The sequence below is a fragment of the Trinickia caryophylli genome (genome assembly GCF_034424545.1).
Lineage (GTDB): Bacteria > Pseudomonadota > Gammaproteobacteria > Burkholderiales > Burkholderiaceae > Trinickia > Trinickia caryophylli.
Genome location: NZ_CP139970.1, coordinates 2,062,207 through 2,085,243, shown reverse-complemented (window position 1 = coordinate 2,085,243; position 23,037 = coordinate 2,062,207). Strand labels below are relative to the sequence as shown.

The window sequence follows — 23,037 nt, the reverse complement described above, 5'->3', positions numbered from 1 at the left end:
CTGCAAAACAATTCGCCACCAAGGATGCCATTCAATGAGACTGAACGGGAAGGTCGCAATCGTTACGGGAGCCGGGCAAGGAATCGGTGCGGCGATAGCGTTGAAGTTCGCGCGAGAAGGCGCTGCTGTAGCGGTCTGCGATCTGAACGCCGAGGCGGTGAAATCAGTGGCCGGCGCGTGCCGTGAGGCGGGTGCGCAAGCGGTCGGCTTCACCGTCAATGTAGCCGACCGTGACGCGGTGAAAGACATGTCCTTCAGCGTGCAGCATCGGTTCGGCAGAATAGACGTGCTCGTGAACAACGCGGGCATTACGCGCGATGCGCGCTTGCAAAACATGACCGTGGAGCAGTTCGAACAAGTCATGGACGTGAACCTGCGCGGCGTTTTCCACTCGACTCAGGCGGTGCTCGACTGCATGGTCAGGCAGGAGGCCGGCGTGATTCTCAACGCAAGTTCGGTCGTGGGAATCCATGGCAACTACGGGCAGACGAACTACGCGGCGTCCAAGTTCGGGGTGATTGGATTCACGAAGACGTGGAGCCGCGAGCTGGGTCCCAAAGGCATCCGCGTGAACGCGGTCGCCCCGGGTTTTATCGATACGCCGATCCTGGCCACAGTCCCGCAACCGGTGCTCGAGAAAATGAGAAGCCAGGTTCCATTACGGCGCTTGGGCAAGCCGGAAGAAATCGCAAACATCTATGCGTTTCTCGCGAGCGACGAAGCGAGTTATATCAATGGCGCCGTAATCGAAGCTTCTGGCGGCATGACGCTATAGCCGCGCAAAGCGCAGGCAGTGCGAACGGCGCGCGCAGCGGAAAACTTTTGTCAACACGGAGACATCATGATTCGCGTTCACCTTCGCGCTGGGAAAGTTGCGTGCGTCGCCGCGCTTGTGCTTGCGTCGGCGGTCTCGGCATCCAGCATCGCAGCGACTCCCGATGCACGCCAAGTGGCCGCCTGCGAGCGCCTTCGAGGCTTGATCGTGCCCCCCTTCGAAATCGGCTTACCCACATCGGGTGCGGTCGTAACCGCCGTCAAGCCGGTCGCTGCCAGCGGAAGTGGCGCAACCGCTTTGCCGGAATATTGCGAGGTCACCGGCAAAATATCCCCGCTCGACCGGTCGGCGCCCGACATTCAGTTCAAGATCGCGTTGCCCGCGCAATGGAACGATAAGGTCGTCATGTTCGGCGGTGGCGGTTTTGACGGCACCATTCCCAACATAGCGGGCAACGTTCCGAACGGTCCGGCCGACAGACCGGTGCCGCTCGGCCGCGGCTATGCGACGTTTGCCAGCGACTCGGGCCATCAGGCGAACGCGTTGGGTTCGCAGGACGGCCGCTTTGGTTTGAATGACGAAGCGCTGAGAAATTTCGGCGGCGACGCGATAAAGAAAACGCACGATGTCGCTCTTGCAATCATCGAGACCCGCTATATGCGCGGGCCGCGCAAGGCGTACTTCGCTGGCGGATCGACTGGCGGACGCGAAGCGTTGGCGGCGATTCAACGCTGGCCGTCGGATTGGAACGGCGCGATTGCCTGGTATCCCGCCTGGGACGACGCAGCGGCGCTGCTCGGAGGCCAACGCATGAATCGTGCGCTCGCCAAGCCAGGCGCTTATCTTTCCGTCGGCAAACGCGAAGCACTGTACGACGCGGCGATGCAGGCATGCGACGTACTGGATGGCGTGGCCGATGGGCTGATCAGCGACCAGCAACGATGTAACGCGCGATTCGATCCCTCCACCGCCACTTTGAATGGCGCCCCGTTGCGCTGCCCCAAGGGGGGCGACACGGGCGACCGTTGCCTGTCCGATGCACAGATCGAAGCGTTAAACACGATGAATACGTCAACCCACTTTCGCTTCCAACTGGCGAGTGGCGAGACGCAATACCCCGGATACAACGTCTGGGGAGCCGATCTCGGCATGACCACGCGTAGTTCCCCCGTCGAGCCTGTGGTGACCTTCCTCGCCTTGGGCACCTCGCAGCCGGCGAATCCTATGCCTTCCACGGCGCCATACATCAGCGTGCTGACCGATCAGTGGATCAAGTATTCCGTCACGAGGGATCCGAGCTTCAATTCGCTGTCGCTCGATCCCGAGCAGCCCGGCGTATGGGCCAACCGTATCGGCGAACTCAGTTCGCAGCTCGACACGAGCACCGATATTTCCGCTTTCCGGCAACGAGGTGGGAAGCTGCTGCTCGCACACGGATCCGTCGATGTCCTCGTCAGCACGCGCGCGACCGAGCAATATTATCGACGGCTGCAGGAGCGGTTCGGCGTTCGTCGCGTCGAGTCGTTTGTGCGCTTCTACGAGATTCCCGGAATGGGCCATGCGGCGAGCAGCACCTTCAACGCCACCTGGGATTCCCTGACAGCGCTCGATCAATGGGTCGAGAGAGGCAAGGCGCCCGCGGGCCAGGTAACGACCGACACCGCCGGCGTCCCGGGCCGCACGCGGCCGCTATGCGATTACCCGAAATGGGCGCGGTACGAAGGGGGCGACGTCAATCAGGCCGGCTCGTTCCAGTGCGTGGAGTAATCGACGGCGCCGCCCGCGCTTCCCGCATTCAGCGCCGGTCTCACCGCCTTTTTTGCACCACGGCGTACGCACGTCGCAGACCTTGCGCGCGCTTCGCCGTCATGGCGTAACGGGCGAACAACCCGAGCAACACCGAGTGAGCCAATAGGGTAGCGATCAACATTTCAGGTCTCCGGTTAGCAACTCAATTCAAAGCCGCGGCGGCGGTCGCCTTCTTCCCGGCGCGCGACGGCGGCTGACACATGACGCAAGCTTTCCCGCGCGGCAGATCGTGCTTGTACGACACGAACTTGCCCTTGCACCGTTGGCATTGATGCATATCGAGAATGCCGCCGTTGAAAAACCGCACGAGCGTCCAGGCGCGCGTCAAATCCAGATGCACGTCGAGTGCCCCGCGCGTGCAATGCTCGCGGTAAAGCCGATATCCCTTGGTGAGCGCATCCACATGCGCGCAGCGCGCTTCGTTTCGCAGAAACGAGTACGTGTGATAGAACAGCGACGCATGAATATTCGCTTGCCACGTCATGTACCAGTCGGCGGACGATGGCAGCATGCCCTTAGGCGGCGATTCTTCCTTGACTTCCCGATAGAGCCGGATCAGGCGTTCACGCGAAAGCGACAGCTCGGACTCGAGCACCTGCATGCGCGCGCCCAATTCGATCAGCGCCACGGCACGGGCGACTTCCTGGGCTTCTTGGATAATGCTCATCTTCGGCATGACTGGCTCCCTCGTTCAGCTGAATTGCTTGGCAGGCTGCGCGGCAAGAAGGATCGCCGCGTGCGTCGCGGCAAGATCGTGCCCTTTCTCGGCCGTCAGGGCCGCGATGCTCGCGGCGTCGTCGAATCGAAAGTCGCAAACGAGGTCGCGGCTTTGCGCAAACTTGATCGTTTGCGCGGGTGTCAGCGTGTGAACGAGATCGGCCATCTGCGCGGACAAACCAAGCTTGAACAAGCCCTCGGCATAGTCCTCATTAAGCATTTGCTGCGCCAGCATCAGATACGAGAGATTGAATTCACGTATCGATTCGAGCACTTCGCGATCGTCCACGCTTTGCCTCCAGGGCCAGGAAATCGGGTCGCATACCGTCCGTTTTTTTCGCTGTCGAAGCTGCGAAGGAACGGTGCTGCGTTGGAGGAAAGTATTGTTCAGATTCTTGGCTGAACCAATCAGCGCTGTCGGAACATGATGTCGTCCTGGCAGTGCGTCTTGTACGTATTTTCCTACGCGCACCCGCCACCACCACGAAACCCCTGCGGAAAACCGTAGGCGCAGGCCCCCGCGCCGCGCGTAGCGCCCGCTTACCGGCTGCCGGAAACAGGGCGCGAAGCATCGCGCGCGCCGTCCGCCACACCGTGCGTGCGTGTTCGCAGAAAGAGGCCCGCGAACGTCGCCGCGAGTGCCGCCGCAATTGCGCCGAGCAGGAACGCGAGCCGGTATCCATGGTTGAGGGCCGCGCTGAGGTCCGTGCCTGCCGCCACGAGTTCCCGCGTCTGCGCGCTCGCGAGACTCGCCAGAACCGCGAGGCCGAGCGCTCCACCCATCATGAACGAGGTATTGACCACCCCTGACGCGAGCCCGGATTCTTCCGGGGCGACATCGCTCATGGCGGCCAGCAGCACCGGGTTGAACGCCACCCCGGCCCCGAGCCCGAGCAGGATCATCCCGGGCAGCACGTCCGCCGTGAATTCTCCATCGACGGGTACCCGCGCGAAGGAGGCGAGCCCGAGCGCCGCGATCAGCAGCCCCACCGCCAGCGGACCGCGTACGCCGAAGCGCATCACCAGTTTTGCCGACAATCCCAGCGAGAACACGGCCATGATGATGTTGGCCGGCAGGAACGACAGGCCGACTTCCATGGCGCTGTATTTGAGCACCCGCTGCAAATACAGTGCGGACATGAAGAACCACGCGAACATCGCGGCCGCCCAAAGCACGCCGACGACGTTGGCCGTGGCGACGTTGCGCAGGGCGAACATGCGCAGCGGCATCAGCGGATGCGTGACGCGCGCCTCGATGACGAGAAACGCAATCATCAGCGCAATGGCGGCGCCGAGTCCGGTAAGCGTTTGCGTCGATATCCATCCGGCCTCGTTGCCATGCACGATGGCATAAACGGCCAGCATGAGCGAACTCGTGACGGCAAGCGCGCCGCCCACGTCGAGCTTCTCGCGTTGTGCGAGCGGCTGGCCCGCGGGCAGCAAGGTCATGCATGCGAGATACACGGCCACACCGATCGGCACGTTGACGAGAAAGATCCAGTGCCAGTTCAGCACGCTCGTCAGCACGCCACCCAGCAGCACGCCGATGCTGCCGCCGCCCGCGCACACGAAGCCGTAGATGCCCATCGCCTTGGCGCGGTCGGCCTGCGACGTAAACAGGTTCATGATCAGCGACAGCGACACGGCCGATACCACCGCGCCACCGAGACCCTGCACGGCTCGTGCGGCCACCAGCAGCGCCTGCGAATTCGCCAGACCGCAAGCGGCGGACGCCGCGGTGAAAAGCGTGATGCCTGCGAGAAACATACGCCGGTGCCCGAGCAGGTCGCCGAGCCGGCCGCCGAGCAGCAGGAAGCCGCCGAACGTGAGCATGTACGCGTTGACGACCCACACCAGCGACGCCTCCGTGAAGCGGAGGTCGGCGCGGATGGAGGGCAGGGCGACGTTCACGATCGTGGTGTCGAGCACGATCATCAGCACGCCCAGGCAGAGAACGACAAGCGCGATCCAGCGTCCCGATCCGTCGATCCGATGCGTCATGGACAGCTCCTCCTTGTTTCCAGCGACCGCTCCATTTTATGAGCCGGTTGCCTGCGGCGCTTTGCGTCGGCGCGCTTGGCACGGTTTCGCGCGGTTTGGCGGTCGCTGGCTGGCCCGTGGGCGACGCGCACAGGCCAGCAGCGCGCCTTTCGCTTCGACGCCCGAGCATAGAGCAAAACGGTCGCTTTCGATACACGGCGGCCCGTTCGATACCTCGTACGATCGATTCGGCTAACGAGCGCTTCGAACGTCCTTGCGATTTCGGCCGTGCGGAACCGCCACCCGCGGACCAGCGGATCGCCGCATGGACTTATACTCCTCGTGCCGCCAAGCGATAGCGCGCACTCAAAGACTTCCAGGATCGTCGATGACAAGATCGCAGTTGTTATGTCCGTTGCTGCTCTCGGCTGCCCTCGCCGCTTGCAAGCCCGCCGCGCAGGTATCTTCGGTCGATCACGTCCACAGCGTGGAAGAGTTCGACGGCAATGCCAATCTGCGTCGAGCTGTGCTCGCGGCGTGCGAAGCAGACTCCGCTCAACTGCGTAACGATCCGAACTGCGCGAACGCCACTGCTGCGCGCAAGGTCGCTGCCCACGAAAATGCAGCCCCGGGCGCGCACACGCGTGACTACGAAGCGAAGCGAACCGTCGCCACGCAGGACATCGCCATCATCGTGCTCGCGCTCACGCTGTATCGCCTCGATAACGGCACTTATCCATCACAGGCGCAAGGGCTGCGGGCGCTGGTGGAGAAGCCGGTCATCGAGCCGATACCGGAGAATTGGAGGGGCGGCTATCTGGCTCGCCTGCCAGATGACCCGTTCGGGCACCCCTACCAGTATCTGAATCCGGGCCCCCATGGCGAGATCGAGGTCGTGAGCCTCGGCGCGGACGGCCAACCGAACGGGCATGGCAAGGACGCGGACATCGGCTCGTGGGACCCCGCAGTGGCCGCCGCCGAACGCAATGCATTGCGAAGCAAAACCGCTGGCGCGAACCGATAACGATCGATTCAAGGCCATCGCGCGGCCGCTCGGGTCGGTTCAGTCCATCCGCCGGGCGTTGGACGAATTGAGCACTGGGTTTCAGGCCGCGGCAAAGACGCCGGAGATGTCGGGGAGCGCGCGGAGATGCGGCGGCACGTCGCCCGGTGCGCCGCGCCGGCGTCGCACTTGGCTCAGGCGGCCGGCTGAGCAGCGGCTTTGCCCTCTTGCTCGACGAGTGCATCGAGCCGTCTCGACGCTTCCTGCTCGGCCAGCGCGACCGTATCGTCGGAGGTGCTGAACAAGCATTCGTAAAAGGCCGCCCCTTTGCCGTTGGTGCTGTGCACAACCGCATCCCGTAGTGTTTCAGCCCGCCGCATCACGCCCGTGTCCTGCAGTACCGCCAATTTGTCGCGGAGGATGAACTGGTCCTTGTGCAGCATCAGGTTGGCGATGGCCGCGGCGGGGCCCCCGATAACGGCGGCACCAGCCACGGCCCCGCCCACCGCGCCCGGAATGCCCGCTGCCGTTCCGCCTATCGTTCCACCGGCTATGGCACCGAGCGCGGCTGCCCGGGCGACGTACTGAGGCAACGGCATGTCGCGCAGTATCCTGCCCTGGTTGTCCGCCCTGTCGCGCAGTGCGGCAACCGCCTCCCTGTGTTCCTTCGAGTCGACCACGTAGACGTTCCTGCCCTTCGCGTCCAGGAAGACCGTGGGCTTGTCGGTCGGCGTGTACTTGTATTCCTTGTCTTTCGTGTCCACAAATCTGACGTAGTCGCCCGATTTGCCGCTCATCGTCAATGGGTTATCGTGCTTGCGGTCCTTGCTCGTATAGAGCGTGACGTTTTCCGCCAGCGCGACGGTGCCCGCGTCCGGCCGCACCCGCGGCGTGGACTCGGGGGCGCCGGCGGAGGCGATGTAGGTCGCCGGGTCCGTGCGGAGCGGCGTTGTGAGAAGCGAAGGGATATTCATGACCATCTCCTCGTAGGGTGGTTGAGATTCAAAGAAGCCTGTCCATCAGGGCCTCGGCATGGGCATGCAAGCCGGGGCGCACATTGCCCGATGCGCAAAGGCTCAGGCAGCGGCGCAAGCTTTCCCGGCCCGCCTCGTCATGCGACAGCGCCACCTGTGACTCGGCCAGCCGAAACCAGGTGCCGGGATCGTCGGGCATCAACTCGGCCGCCGCGGAGAAATAGGCGAGCGCCGCCTCGTGTGCGCCGAGTTGCTGCATGGCGCTGCCGGCGGCAAGGTGCAGTTGGCCATCCCGGGGATTCAGAAAGGCGAGCGAAGAGAAATGGCGAGACGCCAACTGGTACTCGCCGCTGCGATAAGCGTGCATCCCGTCCTGATAGCTCGCGTCGATATCCTGCGCGGCGATGCCGAACGCCTCTGTCAGATCGCCGTGCGCTTCGACGAGTGCCGCGTATTGCTCGACAAGCGCCGCTTCGTCGTGATGTCCATCTCGTCCGCCCGATCCGCGTTTTCCGTCCATGCCTAGCTCCTTTGTTCGAAAGACGCCTGGGGCACGAGTGTAAGTTTTCGACGGCGCGCCTCCTTCCGAGATTGGTCCTTTCCTTTCGGATTGCGATTGCTCGTCGCGCAAGGCCGCCCGGAGGTTGGCCATGGCTGGCAGAGAGGGGGCCGGGATGGCCTGCGTCGGCCGTATTTTTTTGCGTGCCCGCAACCTTTTTCCGCCGCGCCGCCACTTACGGCGGACAGGTGCGGCCTTCCCGCTTCGTCGGCGCCACGAGAGGGGCGCTGGGCAACGGCAAGCGGGCAGGCGTTGCCGTCTATCTGGCGGTATCGAACGCGCGCATGCAGCCCGCGCGTGTTGCCGGTGCGCTTCCCTATATCAACCGAGGGTAAAAGATGCTTAGAACGTTAGTGACTGCTGTTTCGCTGGCCGCGTGTTCGAGCGCGGCTTTCGCTTCTTCCACGATCCAACTGTCGAGCTTGTCTCAGGTGGAAGCGGCACTTGCGCGCGGTGCAAGCGTAGCCGCCACGGTCGACCTCACCGTCTGCGCTCCCGCCGCCGGCACCACCTCGCCCGGCACGACCCGGGGCGGACTCAGGATCGGTGCCTACCGGATCGTTCAGGATGGCACGCTCAGCTTCGCGGACGAGCACGCCACCGTCGATCGCACGGGCCAGCCGATATGGCAGTTCATCCGCTATCAGGTGAAGCCCGACCAGACGATCGCGTTCACGATGGACATGTTCTCGCTGCCGTCGTACACGCGCATCGGCTCGCAGATCGGCTACACCTGTGCCGTCAATCAGGGCGTGAGCTTTTTCACCGAACATCGTTGATGTCGGTTTGATGTTGGTTTGATGTTGGTGTGTGGGCCGGCGCACTCGCGCCGATAGCCGGGGCGCCGCCCCGGCGCAGCCGCTCACCGGCTCAACAATGCACGTGCCCGGATGCCGTGCGCGTTTCGTTTGCGATCGAAACGCATCTGCAAGGCCGCCCCGCCATTACGCCTGCACCGCGAAAACAGCCACCGCCTGCTTCAATGCCCTGGCCTGCTCGTCGAGCGACTGCGCAGCCGCGGCCGCCTGTTCGACGAGCGCCGCGTTTTGCTGCGTCACCTCGTCCATCTGCGTCACCGCCTGCCCTACCTGCTGAATGCCGCGGCTTTGCTCGTCGGAGGCCGCCGAAATCTCGCCCATGATGTCGGTCACGCGTCGCACGGCGGCCGTGATTTCGTCCATCGTCCTGCCGGCTTGGTCCACGAGCCCGGCGCCGGCCTGCACGCGGTCGATCGACGTATCGATCAGCGCCTTGATCTCGCGCGCCGCGTTCGACGATCGCTGCGCGAGGCTGCGCACTTCGCCCGCGACTACGGCGAAACCACGGCCCTCTTCACCCGCGCGCGCCGCTTCCACGGCCGCATTGAGCGCGAGGATGTTGGTCTGAAACGCGATGCCTTCGATAATGGCGATGATGTCCGCGATCTTGGCCGAACTCCGATTGATCTCGTCCATCGTGGCCACGACGTTGCCCACCACCTCGCTGCCCTTGTGCGCGATCTCCGACGCGCTCTGCGCGAGCTGCGACGCCTGCCGCGCGTTCTCGGCGTTTTGCTGCACGGTGCCCGTCAACTGCTCCATGCTGGCCGCCGTTTCTTCGAGCGACGCGGCCTGTTGTTCGGTGCGAGCCGACAGATCGGCGTTGCCCACGGCGATTTCGCTCGCCGCCACGGTGATGGAGCCCGTCGTCGCGCGAATGCTGTGGACCGTGCCGGCCAACTCGGCCTGCATCCGGTGCAGGGCATCCTGCAGCTTGCCGATCTCGTTGCGTCCGCTCACTTCGATGCGCCGGTTCAAATCGCCCTGCGCGATGCGCTCGAAGTCGCTCACCATGACGTTGAGCGGATCGACCACGGCACGCGTCAGCGCGAAGCGCACGTAAATTCCGATACCTACCGCCAGCAACGCGCAAACCGCAATCACGGTGTTGACCATGCGTGCCTGCTCGTTCGTCTCGTCGAAGCGCGACTTCGCACGCGCCGCCGCGTACTCGCGCAGCGGCCCTGAAAGCTTGTCGAATGCGTTGTAAAGCGGGCTGCTGTATTCGAGCTGAATGCGGCGATACGCTTCGAAGTCCCGCGCCTTGAGCGCGTCGAATTCCGGCATGATGCCCTGCGCCATCATCGCCGCGTGCTTTGCCGCCGCATCGTCGAGGAGCGCGCGCGCGTCGCCCGACACCGGTACCGCCGCGAACGCTTCCCACTGCTTCTGGGACTCGTTGCAAAAGCCGTATGCGAGTTGCAGTTGCTTGGCCGCATCGTCTTCCTGTTGCTTGCCGATCAGCGATTCGTAACGGTTCTTCGCCGAGCGGCAACGCAGCAGCAGTTCCGAGCTGCGCGTGAGCGCGTCGGTTGCCGCGAGATCGTGCTCGTACATGCGCGCCAGCGCCCGGTTGGCGGTGCGCATCGAGGTAAAGGCGAGCGCGCCCACCACGATCACGAGCATGACGAAGATGCTCGTTGCCAGCGTCAGCCCCGTCCTGACGGATAGATTGCGAAACATGATGATGGTCCCTTGCTATGTGTGGCGAGCGCGGCCCGCGCGCCCGGCTTTCTTGTCATGACGTCTCGCCGCGTGCGAAGCGGCGCGCGCGGCAGGCCGGTCGCCCGCAATCGTTTGCCCGCGCGAGGCGTGTTGCGCCGCGAAGCGGGGCAGGGCGGATCGGTCCAGTTCGCGATGATAGCCAATATTCATACAAATGTTTATATGATTTTTGAAGGTTGTTAGACTCCGGCGGGGGCGCTTCCTACTGTACGCACGCGTCCTCCGGGATCGGCAAGACGTACCGATCCTCTCACCGCAGCAGGCCTCCGCCCCATTTTTTCCAGGGGGCCGCACTTCAGATTTGTCCCTCTCGCGCCGATACCACGCTTGAAGGAAACGAAGCCGTGCCGCCTGGCGTCAGTGGCAGGAAACGCCATGTCGGCTGCCCGATTCGCATTGCGGGCGATGGGCGGCGCTTTGCTTCGCAGGAAAACGCAATTGCACCAACGCACCACCGTACGACGACATCGCGCGGCTTGGAAGGGAAGTGCGCACTCGCCGCAATAGGAGAGAACATGTTTGTCGTCATTGGTTGGGTCTTGGTGATCGGGTCGATCATCGGGAGCTTCGTCGGCGAGGGCGGCCACATCGCCGCGCTCATACAGCCATTCGAGCTCGTCTGTATCTTCGGGGCTGCCATCGGGGCATTCGTGGTCAGCAACCCCACGAGCACGCTGAGAAAGACGCTCAAGAGCCTGCCCTCGATCTTTCGCGGCGGCAGCTACGACAAGCAGAAGTACCTCGAGTTGATCGCGCTGCTCTACGAACTGCTGCAAAAGGCGCGCAAGGAAGGGATGATGGCGCTCGAAGCGGATGTCGACGCACCCGATCAGAGCCCGCTTTTCCAGAAGTATCCGCACATCATCTCCGATCATCATCTGCGCGACTTCATCATCGACTATCTGCGCATGATGTCGACGGGCAACATCAACGTGCTCGAGATGCAGGACCTCATGGACGAGGAGCTCGTCACGCACCACGCCGAAGAGGCGATCGCCGCGAATGCCATCCAGAAGATGGCCGATGGCCTGCCGGCCTTCGGCATCGTCGCGGCCGTGATGGGCGTCGTGCACACGATGGGCTCGGTGGGCGCCGCCCCGGCCGTGCTCGGAGAGATGATCGCCGCGGCACTCGTCGGCACGTTCCTCGGGATCTTGCTCGCCTACGGTTTCGTGGGTCCCGTTGCCGATCTGCTCAACGCGAAAGGCCGCGACGCGGCCAAGCCGTTCCAATGCGTCAAGGTGGTTTTGCTCGCCTCGCTGAGCGGCTATGCGCCGCCGATCGCGGCGGAATTCGGCCGTAAGGTACTGTTCACCTCGGTGCGCCCGACCTTCCAGGAACTCGACGACGCCGTGCGCGCGACCAAGGTCGCCGCCAAGCCGGCGCAGTCGTAAGGAGCGGACGATGGGTGACAGGCTCTCACGCGAGGCGGCCGAGAAGCGGCCGATGAGTATCGTCGTGCGCCGCTCGAAGAAGGGCGGCGACCACGGCGGACATCACGGCGGAGCGTGGAAGATCGCGTACGCGGACTTCGTGACCGCGATGATGGCGTTCTTCCTGCTGATGTGGCTGCTCAGTTCGACTTCGAAGTACGAAAAGCAGGGCATCGCCGATTACTTCAATACGCCGCTTTCGGCGCTCATGCAGGGCAAGGATACGTCCGACACCGCGCGGCCGAGCGTCGTGCAGGGCGGTGGCCACGACCTCGCCGATACGCGGCCGGCCGTGGGCGCCATGACGCAGCCCGAGCGGCCCACGTCGGCGACGACTTCGCTCGCCGCGGACGATCTGGCGCGGTTGCAGCAGCTCAAATCGAAACTCACGGCCCTGATCGAGCACGTGCCGGCGCTGAATGCCTACAAGGACCAGATCCGCATTTCGATTACGGCCGAGGGCCTGCGCATCGAAATCGTCGACTCGCAAAAGCGCCCGATGTTCGCCTCCGGCAGCACCCGGCTCGAGCCATACGCCGCCACGATCCTCACGCAGATCGGCGGGGCGCTCAACGACGTGGAAAACCACATTTCGATCGCGGGCCATACCGACGACGTTCCCTACGTCGGCGGCCCGGTGGGCTACACGAATTGGGAGCTGTCGTCCGAGCGCGCCAACGCCGCGCGCCGCGCGCTGGTGGCGGGCGGCATGCGTAACGAAAAAGTACTGCAGGTGCGCGGGCTTGCCGACGTGATCCCCCTCTCCGGCAACGATTCGAATCAGCCGACGAACCGCCGCATCAGCATCCTCGTCATGAACAAGGCCGCCGAACAGGCGTTCTACCGCGACGGCGGGCGCAAGGATATCGACGATCAGGCGCAGCCGGCCGGCGAGGCGATTCGCCAGGCGGTGCAGCCCGCGGCACTGCGTGTTCCCGCGCCGGTGGCCGCCGTGGCGGCCGCGGGCGGGCGCATGCAGTAATCCCCCCCGCGGCGATCCCCCGCGGCGGGCCCCTGTGCCCGGAAATACGGGCAAATCGGGCCGGTATTCGCGCAATTGCTGCCGGCGCGGGTCGCTAGACTGAAGCCTGTCCGAATGCGTAAAAGCGCCGGCTCCCTCCGGCGCTTTTTTGCGTGGCCGCACATCTTCAGCGAGTGAAACGACCATGACCCAGCCCGACTTCATCATCTGCGCGCCGCTTTTCGCCGTGACACACTCGAACGGCGTGCTCGCGCTCGTGGAACTCGGGCGCGCGATCGAGAAGCTGGGCCGCTCGGTGTACTACTGCGTCAACTCGCAAAGAGGCGACCAGGAGATCATCATCGACCTGGACTTCGATACGTTCGTCGCCATGAACGATGCGGACCGCTCAGTGATCGAGGCCGTCAAGCAGACGCGCGACCGCTTCGGCCTGAAGCTGTTGAAGGATTTCTCGCAAAAACGCATCGACGAGTGCTATGTCGTCTATCCCGAGGTCATGTGCTTGAATCTGCTGAACGCGAAGCAGGTCGTGCACTATTTCCTCAACAAAGACGGCAATCTGCGCTCGGGCAAGCGGGTCAACGTGGGCCCGCGCGATTTCATCCTCGCGCATTCGAAGACGATGCACCCGAATCCGCACCAGGTGGCGTTCTTTTCGCGGCAAAACCCGCTCTTTCATGACCGGAACACGCATCCGGCGAAAGACCGCAAGCTCGACATCACCTATCTCGGCAAGGGCGAGAATTACGGGCTCACGGGCTCGATGCCGAATACGCTCACGATCACCCGCACCTGGCCGCGCACGAAGGAAGAGCTGGCCATGCTGCTGCGCAACTGCCGTCTATTCTTCTCGGGCGACGCGTGCAGCAACATCAACGTCGAAGCGCTGAGCTGCGGCGCCGTGCCGGTGTTCCTGCACAACGGGCCCTGGACCGACGCCGAAATCGACGGCACGGAGTTCGGCACGCTGCCGCGCGTGCACTCCGGCACGACCATGGGCGACAATTTCTTCGACGAGTTCGAGCTCGAGCGCAAGGCGTTCCTGCAACGCATGCAGGATCTCGAATTGGCGTGGGAGCCGAACGTGGCCGAGTTCGTGGCCAAAGTCGATGCCCATTTCGGCCATGCCGCCCATGGCACGGGCCAACCCGCCGCGCCCGCGTTCGCCGCGGCGCCGCAAGTCGAGACGCAGGCAGCCGGCTGACGCAAGGCGCGGTGCGCCGCGCGCACCATCGCGCAAAATGGCGCGCAAAAGGCACGTTGTTCCGTTGATTGAAGGCCCCGGTGCGCCGCTAAGCTGCTGACCAAGCGCAAAGTTTCGTCAGCTCCGTACTCAGGCGGCTCGGCGCGCGCGCAAGCGGGCCGCACGCGGCCACCCGAGCAGCTCAATCAAGGAATACCCCTTTTCATGGCTACCGTCAGCATCCTGATTCCGGCACGCCGCGCCGACTACCTCGGCCGCGCGCTGATCAGCGCACAGCGTCAGACCTTCGAAGACATCGAAATCCTCGTTGGCGACGACACGCCCGATGCCTCGCTCGAGCCGATCGTGAACAGTTTCGACGATCCGCGCATCCGCTACTTCCACCACGGTTTCGGCCACGCTCGCCGCAATGCGCAGGCGCTGTGGGCGCGCGCGAGCGGGCGGTACGTGAAGTGGCTTAGCGACGAGGATCTGCTGATGCCGACGTCGGTCGCGCTGCTGGTCGACGCGCTCGAAAGCCACCCGGAAGCCGCGCTGGCTTTCCACGGCCGCGTGTTCATCGACGAAAACGACGCGGTCATCCATAAGCCCCACCCGCTGCTGAGCATCGGCGCGCAGGAAGCGATCGGCCGCGACGTGCTGGTGAGCGAGATGGTGCGCCGCATGCACAACTTCATCGGCGAGCCGAGCAATGTGATGGTGGACCGTACGCGCGCGACCGAAGACGATCTCTTCGCCTACCGGTCGCACCCGCTCGACTATCTGTCGGACGTCGGCATGTACCTGAACCTCGCCGAAAAAGGCCCGATTGTCGCGGTGGGCGGCTATTGGAGCATGCTGCGCCGCTACGCCGCGCAAACTTTGCCGGAAGAGGTGCCGAACTATAGCGCCGGCCTCTACGAATGGGAGCTCTTCGTGCGAGGCGAGGCCGCCGCGGGCCATTTGTCGGGCATCGGCGTGGCCGATGCCGTCGCGAGCCTGAAGCAGCAATATGCACCGCACACCGGCCGCTTCCCCGAAATCGCGCGCCTGCTCGCCAACCTCGACGAAATGACCCAGCTCGCACCGCAGGAACTGCTCGACAGCGAGCGCTTCAAGGCCGATTTGGCCGAGGCGCGCGCGGCCGTGGCCATGCGTGTCGCACGGCAAGCCCCCGCGGCGCGCGCGGCTGCGCCGGCGAGCGCACCGGCGAGCGCACCGACAAGCGCACCGACAAGCGCGGCCCCCGCGGCGCACTTGTGCGCGGTGTGCGAGCAAGGCGTCGACGACTGGTCGACGCAGGCCGGCGGCGCGGATCGCACGTTCCTCGACGCGCTCGGCACCGTTGACGGGCTCAGCGCCTCGCAGGTATGCCCGAAGTGCGGCAGCAACGCCCACGAGCGGCATTTGTGGCTCTATACGGCGTTCTCGCACCTGCTCGAGCAGGCCGGCGCCATGCGCATTCTTCATATCGCCCCGGAACCGCGGATCGAGTCGCGCATTCGCCGGCTCGCGCCGCTCGAATACGTTGCCGTCGATCCATTTGCCGGCACCATCGATCTCGAGGCGCTCGGCTTCGGCGAGGCCCGTTTCGATCTCGTCGTCTGCAACCACGTGCTCGAACGCGTGGCGCGGCCCGATGTCGTGCTGGCCGAGCTGCACCGCTGTCTGAAGCCCGGTGGCCATCTGATCGCGCAGACGAGCTATGCGCCCGCGCTGCGCCAGACGCTCGAAGCCGACGCCGCGCTCACGCCGCAGTTTGCCGTGCGTCACTTCGGGCGTGCGGACCGCGTGCGGCTCTTCGGCGCGGACGTGCCCGAGCTGTTTCGCGGGGCGGGGTTTGCCGGCGAACCGGTACCGCATGCCTCGATGCTGGGCGAACTCGACGCAGCGGCACTCGGTTGCGATGCGCGCGAGCCGTTCTTCCACTTCGTGAAAGACGCGGTGCCCGCGCCGCGCACGCGCGCCACGGCGGCGCCGCGCTCGGCGCGCCGGGCGCCGAAGCCGATCCGCCTCGTTTGCGCGACGCGCAAAACGCAGCAGGACTTCATGCGCGAGACGGCGCTCGGCCGGTCGCTCTCCGTGCACCGCTATGTGGAGCCGCCCGAGCTGCTGGTGTTCGACAACAACGCGACCGGCCTGCCGACGCTTTATAACGCGGCGATCGAGCAGGCTGCATCGAGCCCCGCTGTGCTCGTGTTCGTGCACGACGACGTCTCGATCAACGACTTCTTCTGGATGGAGCGCATCCACGAAGCGCTCGAGCAGTTCGACGTCGTGGGCCTCGCGGGCAACGTGCGGCGCGCGCCGCGGCAACCGTCGTGGGCGTTTCCGACCGAGGCGCTGAAATGGGACGACGCAGCGAACCTGAGCGGCTCCGTGGGCCATGGCAAAGGCTTCCCGTGCGACTCCGTGGCGCGCTTCGGGCCCTCCGGTCTCGAATGCAAGCTGCTCGACGGGCTGATGCTCATCGCGGACAGCGAGCGCCTCATCGAGCGCGGCGTGCGCTTCGACGAGCGATTCGCGTTTCACTTCTACGACCTCGATTTCTGCCGGCAAGCGGAGCTCAAAGGCCTGCGCATGGGTACCTGGCCGATCAGCGTGGTGCACGAAAGCGGCGGCTCGTTCGAAACCCCCGCCTGGCGGGCCGGCTATGAAAGCTATCTGAGCAAGTATGGCGAATGATTTTGCGCCGGCGCCGAGCCGGCTTGCCGGCGAGCCGGCCGAGGCCGGCTCGCCGTTCGCACGCACGCACGGGGAGGGCGGCGTGCGCTTCGTCGCACGCCCGACCATCAAGCCGGCCGCAAGCCCGTCCCATGCCTGCGCCGTTGCACCGGCTGGCGTGTCGGCGCCGGCGATCGAAACGGGGCTCGCGCATCAGCAAGCCGGCCGCTTCGACGCCGCCGAGGCTGTTTATCGGCAGATTCTCGCGGTGCGGCCCGACGATGCGGACGCGCGGCACCTGATGGGGCTCGTCGCCTATCACCGCGGCGATCACGCGGCGGCCGTCGACTGGATCATGAGTGCGCTCGAGCGGCATCCGAGCGAGATCTACTACGGTAACCTCGGCAATGCGCTCGGCGCACGCGGCATGATCGCGGCGGCGATCGAAAGCTACCGTCAGGCGCTCGCGCTCAAGCCCGACTATGTGCCCGCGCACAACAACCTGGGCAACATGCTGCGCGATCAGGGCCAGTTCGACGAAGCGGTCAAATGCTTCGAAACGGTGATCGCGCTCAAGCCCGATTACGCCGAGGCATACAACAATCTCGCCAACGCACTCGTCGATCTGGGTGACCTGTCCGGCGCGATCGACGCTTACCGCAAGGCCATCGCGCTCAGGCCCGATCTGCTTCAGGCCCGCAGCAACCTGCTTTTCATTCTGGCCTACCGCGACGACCTGACCCAGGCCGATTATCTGCGCGAGGCCATGGCATTCGGCGAGGCCGCCGCCGCCGCGGCGCGCCCCTTCGCCGACTGGCCCGCGGCGGCGCGCGAGACGCACCGGCCGCTGCGCGTGGGGATCGTCTCGGGCGACCTCAAAGTGCACCCGACCGGCCACTTTCTGGAAAGCATCCTCGCGCATGTCGACGGCCGGCGCATCGAGCTCGTGGCGTACCCGACGCGGCGGCTCGAAGACGCGCTCACGGCGCGCATCAAGCCGCGCTTCGCGCAGTGGACGCCGATCGCGGGCATGCCTGACGAAGCGGCGGCGCAGCGCATCCGCGACGATCGCATCGATGTCCTGATGGACCTCTCAGGCCACCTGAATTTCAACCGCCTGCCGCTCTTCGCATGGCGCCCGGCACCGGTGCAGGTGAGCTGGCTCGGCTACTTCGCGAGCACGGGGCTCGCGGCCATCGACTATCTGCTCGGCGATGAGCACGTGCTGCCCGCCGGCTGCGAGAGCGAATACGTCGAGCGCATCTGGCGGCTGCCCGACAGCTACCTTTGCTTCACGCCGCCGGCGGAGGACGTGGCCGTCGGGCCGCTGCCTTCGCTGTCGCGGCGCTATGTGACGTTCGGCTGCTTCAATCACCTGATGAAGATGAACGACGGTGTGGTCGAGGCATGGGCGAGCATCCTGCACGCCGTGCCGCGCTCGCGGTTGTTCCTGAAGGCACGCCAGCTCGATGCACGCGAGGCGCGCGAGACGACGTTCGCCCGCTTCGAGGCGCACGGCATCGATAGCCGCAGAATCGTTCTCGAGGGCCGCTCGCCGCGAGCGGAGTATTTCGCGGCGTACCGCAACGTCGATATCGCGCTGAGCCCGTTCCCGTACCCCGGGGGCACGACGAGTGTCGAGGGGTTGTGGATGGGGGTGCCGGTGCTTTGCCGCCGTGGCGACCGGTTTCTTTCGAACATCTGCGCGAGCATGCTGCATTCGGCCGGGCTAGAGGACTGGATCGCGCGGGACAACGACGATTACGTGGCGAAGGCCATTGCCTTCGCCTCCGATACGCAGCGCCTCGCCGTGCTGCGCGAGAGTTTGCGCGAGCGGGTGATTGCATCCCCGCTGTGCGATGCGGCGCGTTTTGCGCGGCACCTCGAAACGGCACTGGAACAGATGTGGCGCGACCGTACGGGCGTGCCGGTCGCCTTCGCGGAGAAGACAACCCAATGAGAGGCAGACCGACCGCGGCCGCCCGCAACATGGGGCCTGCGCCGAACGCGGGCCAGCAGCAGGCGGCGGCGTTGCTCAATGCGGCGCTGGCGCACCACCAGGCTGGCCGGCTCGCCGATGCCAAGGCGCTCTATGCGCAGATTCTGGCGGTCCAGCCGAAGCATGCCGATGCGCTGCATTTCATGGGCTTGCTCGCATGCCAGATCGGTCAGCGCGAAGCGGGGCTGGCCCTGATCCGCGAATCGATTGCCGCGCTGCCCAATGCGATTTACCACAACAACCTCGGCAACGTGCTGCGCGAGGCGGGCGAACTCGGCGGTGCCATCGAGGCGTATCGGCAGGCGATCGCGCTCAAGCGCGACTACGCGGAGGCGCACAACAACCTTGGCAACGCGCTGCGCGAATCGGGCGATGCGCAGGCCGCGCTGCACAGCTGCGCGCAGGCGATCGAACTGCGCCCCGGCTACGCGGAGGCTTACAACAATCTGGGCAACGCGTTGAAGGACCTCGGCGAACGCGATGCCGCCGCCGCCAGCTACGGCAAGGCCATCGCCGCGAAGCCGGATTTTGCCGAGGCACATTTGAACCTCGGGCACGTGCGCCTTGCGCAGGCGCGCATCGACGAAGCAATCGAATGCTATCGGGCGAGCCTCGCCCGCGCACCGCGGCTCGTCGTGGCCCACGAAAGCGTTGCGGCGGCGCTGATGCATCGCGGCGACATCGACGATGCGATCGAGCACTACCGGCTTGCCGCGACCTTGCAGCCCGATTCGGCGGCGCGATGGAATACGCTCGGCAACGCGCTCAATGGCGCGGCCCGCCTGCCCGAGGCCATTGCATGCTATGAGCGCGCGATAGCGTTGCAGGCCGATTTCGCCGACCCGTATCACAACCTTGCCAACGCGCTGCGGCGACAGGGCATGCCGGAACGGGCGCTCGCCTATGCGCAACAGGCCATCGCGCTGCGCGGCGATGCGCCGTCGTTTCACAACAACCTCGGTGCGATCCTGGCCGATCTGAGCCGGTTCGACGCCGCGCTCGAATGTTATCGAAAGGCGCTGGCGCTCGACCCCGACTTCGGCGAATCGCATACATGCGTGCTTTTTGGGCAGTCGTACACAAGCGGCTGGTCGGCCCAAACGCATCTGGCCGATGCGCGCTATTTCGGCGCGCGCATGGCGGCGCGTGCCACGCCGTACACGCACTGGCCGTCGCTCGCGGGCGGCGCGAAGCTGGGACGGCCGCTGCGGGTCGGTTTCGTATCGGCCGATCTGAGAAAGCACCCGGTGGGCTATTTTCTCGAATCGGTGTTGGGCCAGCTCGATCGCACCCGCATCGAGCCGATTGCGTACTCCAACGGCCTCTTCAGCGACGCGCTGACCGCGCGGCTGAAGCCGGGCTTCGCGCAATGGCGGCACGTGGCCGAACTCGGCGACGCGGCGCTCGCCGAGGCGATCCGCGACGACGGCATCGACGTTCTCGTCGACCTTTCCGGCCACACGGGCCGCAATCGCCTGCCGATGTTCGCTTTCAGGCCCGCGCCGCTGCAGATCAGCTGGCTGGGATACTTCGCCACGACGGGGCTCGCCGAAATCGACTATGTACTGGCGGACGCTCATGTCGTGCCGCCCGGCGAAGAAGCGCAGTACGTGGAAAAGATCTGGCGCCTGCCCGACAGCTATCTCTGCTTCACGTTGCCCGACGACGCCGCGCCCGTCGCGCCGTTGCCTGCGCTCTCAAGCGGCGGTGTCACGTTCGGCTGCTTCAACAACCACAAGAAGCTCAATGACGGTGTGATCGCGCTGTGGGCGCGCATCCTGCACGCGCTGCCCGATTCACGGCTGCTGCTGAAAAACCATCAGCTGAGCGAGCCGATCGTCCGGCAGCGTACGCTCGAGCGCTTCGCGGCACACGGGATCGGCGGCGAACGCCTGATCCTGGAAGGCCCGTCCGACCGCGCCCAGTATTTCTCGTCATATGGCCGCGTGGATCTCGCGCTCGACCCGTTTCCCTATCCCGGCGGCACGACGAGCGTCGAGGGCCTTTGGATGGGCGTGCCCGTGCTGACCCGGCGCGGCGATCGGTTCCTCGCTCATCTCGGCGAGATGGTGGTGCGTACGGTCGGCCTGACGCAATGGATCGCCGACGACGAAGACGACTACGTCGCGCGTGCCGTCGCAGCAGCCCGCGATCTGCCGGCGCTCGCCGCTTTGCGTGCCGGCCTGCGCGAACGGGTGCGAAACTCGCCGCTTTGCGATGCGCCGCGCTTTGCGGGCCATTTCATGTCGGCGCTCGAAGCGATGTGGCGGGAACGCGTGGCGCGCGCGCAGGGGCAGGCGCGATGAGCGCGGCGGCCGACACCCGGCGTGCGTCCGAGCTGGTCGAGGCGGGGCTCGTGGAGCATCGCGCGGGACGGCTCGAGGCGGCGCGCGCGGCGTACGAGCGCGCGCTTGGCCACCAGCCGCGGCATGCCGATGCGTTGCACCTGCTGGGCGTGATCGCGATGCAGCAGCAGCGCTACGCCGACGCGCTCGATCTGATCGGGCGGGCAATCGAGATCTGTCCGCAATCGACCTACTTCGACAACCTCGGCTCGGCGTTGCGCGCGTGGGGCAAGCTCACGGCGGCGGCACAGAGCCACGAGCAGGCGATCGCGCTCGATCCGTCGAACTTCCGGGCCTACAACAATTTCGGCAGCACGTTGCAGCAGATGCGCCTGCCCGCAGCCGCGGCCGTGCGTTTTCGGGAGGCGCTTGCGCTGAACCCCGATTTCGCGGAGGCGCACAGCAATCTGGGCAACGTACTGCGCGAATTCGGCGAGTTCGATCTCGCGGAGCAGCACTGCCGCCGCGCGATTGCGCTGAGCCCCGGGATGGGCGAAGCGCACAACAACCTCGGCAACGCGCTCAAGATGCGGCGCAAGCTCGACGAGGCTGCCGAATGCTATCTCACGGCGCGCCGGCTGCTGCCGCACGACCCGCAGGTGCCGTTGAATCTCGGTATCGTACGCAGGGAGACGGGGCAGTACGACGCGGCCGTCGCCTGCTTCCGGGAAGCACTCGCATTGCGTCCGTCGTGGCTCGATGCGTGGAGCAACCTGCTTTTCACGCTCAGCTTCGCGAAAGACGTGACCCCGGAGCGGTATCTCGACGAGGCTCGCGCCTTTGGCCGCATGGCGTCGCAAGGTGTGCGGCGGTACACGGACTGGCGGGTCGACGAGGCGCCGGGCGCCCCGCTGCGCATCGGCTTCGTATCGGGCGATCTGCGTACGCACCCGGTCGGCTTTTTTCTCGAAAGCGTGGTTGCGCGCCTCGACCCGACGCGCGTGACGCTGTACGCGTACGCGACGCGCTCGTTCGAAGATGCGCTGACGCAACGGCTCAAGCCGCGCTTCGCCGCGTGGCGCAGCATTGCGGAACTCGACGACGATCGGGCGGCCGCGCTCATTCGCGAAGATGGCATTCATATTCTGGTCGACCTCGCCGGACACACCGACGGCAATCGCCTGACGGTCTTCGCGCGCAAGCCGGCACCGGTGCAGGCAAGCTGGCTCGGCTATTTCGCATCGACGGGGCTCGCCGAGATGGACTATGTGCTCGGCGACGAACGGGTGCTGCCGGCCGCGCAATCGCATCACTTCGTCGAGCGGCCATGGCGGTTGCCGCGCGGCTATCTCTGCTTTACGCCGCCGGAGCCGTGCGTCGGCTTCGACGCGGGCGGACGGGCGAAGGGCACGGCCGGCGAGGCCGGTGAGGCTGGTGAGGCCGACGAGGTGCCGACGTTCGGCAGCTTCGGCGATCTCGTGAAGATGAACGACGATGTCGTGGCCGTATGGTCGCGCATTCTGTCGGGTGCGCCGGGCGCGCGGCTCTTTTTGAAAGCGCAGCAGCTTGGCGATGCCGCTCAACGCGCGCGCACGCTCGCGCGTTTTGCGGCACACGGCATCGAAGCCGGGCGGTTGATCCTCGAGGGCAGCTCGCCGCGGGCCGAATATCTGGCGGCGTACAACCGCGTGGACCTGACGCTGAGCACCTTTCCCTACCCGGGTGGCACGACCACCGCCGAGAGTCTTTGGATGGGCGTGCCGGTTCTGTGCCGGCGCGGCGATCGCTTTCTCGGCCATCTGTGCGAGAGCGTGATCGGAAGCATTGGACTCGACGAATGGATCGCGGCCGATAACGACGATTACGTGGCCAAGGCCGTTGCCTGCGCGCGGCGAGGAGCGGCGACCAAGGCTGCCCGCGCCGCGTTGCGCGAGCGCGTGCCCGCTTCGCCGCTGTGCGATGCGGACGATTTCGCACGTACGCTCGAAGCCGCGTTCGCGGCAATGTGGCAGGCGCATCGCCCGCCGCGCGCCGCCGCCGTGCCTTCGCCGTTCGAGGCAGCCGGGGCGCCCGTCACCTTCGTCGGCATGAGTTGCGTCCCCCGCGCCTGATCCGCGCCGGCCATTCGGCC

The 23,037-nt window shown here is 65.5% G+C and carries 18 protein-coding genes; 12 read left to right on the top strand and 6 right to left on the bottom strand.

All coding sequences use genetic code 11. From position 1 onward, the window contains the following. Positions 1-34 precede the first annotated feature (34 nt). Together fabG and U0034_RS09410 are read left to right on the top strand one after the other, a co-directional pair. Complete coding sequence (gene fabG / locus U0034_RS09415) at positions 35-775, top strand: 3-oxoacyl-ACP reductase FabG (RefSeq protein WP_085230620.1); 741 nt, start codon at positions 35-37, stop codon at positions 773-775. Positions 776-841: 66 nt separating this feature from the next. Next, complete coding sequence (locus tag U0034_RS09410) at positions 842-2,542, top strand: tannase/feruloyl esterase family alpha/beta hydrolase (RefSeq protein ID WP_085230619.1); 1,701 nt, start codon at positions 842-844, stop codon at positions 2,540-2,542. 184 nt (positions 2,543-2,726) lie between these two features. On the opposite strand, the gene flhC is transcribed toward U0034_RS09410, so the two are convergent. From flhC to U0034_RS09395, 3 genes are all read right to left on the bottom strand, one after another. Beyond that, positions 2,727-3,260 (bottom strand): flagellar transcriptional regulator FlhC, encoded by a 534-nt coding sequence (gene flhC / locus U0034_RS09405; RefSeq protein ID WP_085230618.1) that lies wholly within the window; start codon positions 3,258-3,260, stop codon positions 2,727-2,729. Between the two features lie 15 nt (positions 3,261-3,275). Then, the gene (gene flhD / locus U0034_RS09400; RefSeq protein ID WP_233211879.1) at positions 3,276-3,536 is read right to left on the bottom strand and encodes a flagellar transcriptional regulator FlhD; all 261 of its coding nucleotides are present in this window, start codon (positions 3,534-3,536) and stop codon (positions 3,276-3,278) included. 305 nt (positions 3,537-3,841) lie between these two features. Then, a complete protein-coding gene (locus U0034_RS09395; protein WP_085230616.1) occupies positions 3,842-5,302 on the bottom strand; it encodes a DHA2 family efflux MFS transporter permease subunit in 1,461 nt (486 codons plus the stop codon). A 367-nt stretch (positions 5,303-5,669) separates the two neighbouring features. On the opposite strand from U0034_RS09395, the gene gspG reads away from it, so the two are divergent. Next, positions 5,670-6,305: a type II secretion system major pseudopilin GspG gene (gene gspG / locus U0034_RS09390; RefSeq protein ID WP_085230615.1), complete on the top strand. Its 636-nt coding sequence runs from the start codon at positions 5,670-5,672 to the stop codon at positions 6,303-6,305. Positions 6,306-6,478: 173 nt separating this feature from the next. Here gspG and U0034_RS09385 read toward each other — a convergent pair whose 3' ends face one another. Together U0034_RS09385 and U0034_RS09380 are read right to left on the bottom strand one after the other, a co-directional pair. Further along, a complete protein-coding gene (locus tag U0034_RS09385; protein ID WP_139831226.1) occupies positions 6,479-7,258 on the bottom strand; it encodes a hypothetical protein in 780 nt (259 codons plus the stop codon). A 28-nt stretch (positions 7,259-7,286) separates the two neighbouring features. Then, positions 7,287-7,778, bottom strand: coding sequence for a tetratricopeptide repeat protein (locus U0034_RS09380; protein ID WP_085230613.1), 492 nt, complete (start codon positions 7,776-7,778; stop codon positions 7,287-7,289). A gap of 182 nt (positions 7,779-7,960) precedes the next feature. Here U0034_RS09380 and U0034_RS09375 point away from each other — a divergent pair, with 182 nt between their 5' ends. Continuing rightward, on the top strand, positions 7,961-8,152 hold the full coding sequence (locus tag U0034_RS09375) for a hypothetical protein (protein WP_085230612.1): 192 nt from the start codon (positions 7,961-7,963) through the stop codon (positions 8,150-8,152). Positions 8,153-8,155: 3 nt separating this feature from the next. Continuing rightward, the gene (locus U0034_RS09370) at positions 8,156-8,596 is read left to right on the top strand and encodes a VirK family protein (protein WP_176072627.1); all 441 of its coding nucleotides are present in this window, start codon (positions 8,156-8,158) and stop codon (positions 8,594-8,596) included. A 165-nt stretch (positions 8,597-8,761) separates the two neighbouring features. On the opposite strand, the gene U0034_RS09365 is transcribed toward U0034_RS09370, so the two are convergent. Then, on the bottom strand, positions 8,762-10,318 hold the full coding sequence (locus U0034_RS09365) for a methyl-accepting chemotaxis protein (protein WP_085230610.1): 1,557 nt from the start codon (positions 10,316-10,318) through the stop codon (positions 8,762-8,764). Positions 10,319-10,875: 557 nt separating this feature from the next. On the opposite strand from U0034_RS09365, the gene motA reads away from it, so the two are divergent. From motA to U0034_RS09330, 7 genes are all read left to right on the top strand, one after another. Further along, a complete protein-coding gene (motA, locus tag U0034_RS09360) occupies positions 10,876-11,754 on the top strand; it encodes a flagellar motor stator protein MotA (RefSeq protein ID WP_085230609.1) in 879 nt (292 codons plus the stop codon). A gap of 10 nt (positions 11,755-11,764) precedes the next feature. Beyond that, on the top strand, positions 11,765-12,775 hold the full coding sequence (gene motB, locus U0034_RS09355) for a flagellar motor protein MotB (protein WP_085230608.1): 1,011 nt from the start codon (positions 11,765-11,767) through the stop codon (positions 12,773-12,775). A 184-nt stretch (positions 12,776-12,959) separates the two neighbouring features. Next, a complete protein-coding gene (locus U0034_RS09350; protein WP_085230607.1) occupies positions 12,960-13,979 on the top strand; it encodes a hypothetical protein in 1,020 nt (339 codons plus the stop codon). Between the two features lie 204 nt (positions 13,980-14,183). Then, the gene (locus U0034_RS09345) at positions 14,184-16,643 is read left to right on the top strand and encodes a glycosyltransferase (RefSeq protein ID WP_085230606.1); all 2,460 of its coding nucleotides are present in this window, start codon (positions 14,184-14,186) and stop codon (positions 16,641-16,643) included. Then, entirely contained in the window at positions 16,633-18,582 is a 1,950-nt protein-coding gene (locus tag U0034_RS09340; protein WP_085230605.1) for an O-linked N-acetylglucosamine transferase, SPINDLY family protein, read from the top strand. Before U0034_RS09345 ends, U0034_RS09340 begins: the two co-directional genes overlap by 11 nt. Continuing rightward, positions 18,579-20,927, top strand: coding sequence for a tetratricopeptide repeat protein (locus U0034_RS09335; RefSeq protein ID WP_085230604.1), 2,349 nt, complete (start codon positions 18,579-18,581; stop codon positions 20,925-20,927). The genes U0034_RS09340 and U0034_RS09335 overlap by 4 nt, the downstream gene beginning before the upstream one ends. Beyond that, positions 20,924-23,017, top strand: coding sequence for an O-linked N-acetylglucosamine transferase, SPINDLY family protein (locus U0034_RS09330; RefSeq protein WP_085230635.1), 2,094 nt, complete (start codon positions 20,924-20,926; stop codon positions 23,015-23,017). Before U0034_RS09335 ends, U0034_RS09330 begins: the two co-directional genes overlap by 4 nt. The last annotated feature ends 20 nt before the right edge of the window (positions 23,018-23,037 follow it).